This is a genomic window from Neobacillus drentensis, assembly GCF_036966985.1.
GTDB lineage: Bacteria > Bacillota > Bacilli > Bacillales > Cytobacillaceae > Neobacillus > Neobacillus drentensis_E.
On sequence record NZ_JBALSN010000731.1, the window covers coordinates 1,270 to 1,559 of the forward strand.

The 290-nt window shown below is 34.1% G+C and carries 1 protein-coding gene; it reads left to right on the top strand.

Annotated elements, in window-relative coordinates; translation table 11 throughout:
* The first annotated feature begins 1 nt into the window (after position 1).
* Positions 2-184, top strand: a complete 183-nt coding sequence (locus V7659_RS31090) for a hypothetical protein (RefSeq protein ID WP_335543849.1) — start codon at positions 2-4, stop codon at positions 182-184.
* The last annotated feature ends 106 nt before the right edge of the window (positions 185-290 follow it).

A 290-nucleotide genomic window follows, 5' to 3' on the forward strand; every position in this document is an offset into this window, starting at 1 on the left:
AATGATTACAGATATCTTGGATCGCCTTATGACAGGGGAACTTTCTGAGTATTATGTCACCAACGATCAGTTTATGGAATTTCGTCAGATATTGGTGAAAAGAAAAGATTTTAAACATTTCCGCGGGATCGGTCAAAGGGGCGGCGATGTCTTGTATCAATATCTAAAAGAACCAAGAAGTTAATCGCAATTTTTGAAGGAGCTCTCACAAAAAACATATGATAGTTTTTGAGAGTTTTTGACAGTTTTGTGACAATTCAATATAAAATAGATTTTTCAGTTGTTTGAAT

Excerpts from the sequence above, each read along its gene's own strand:
- V7659_RS31090 (WP_335543849.1), top strand. The coding sequence starts at position 2 with ATGATTACAGATATCTTGGATCGCCTTATGACAGGGGAACTTTCTGAG.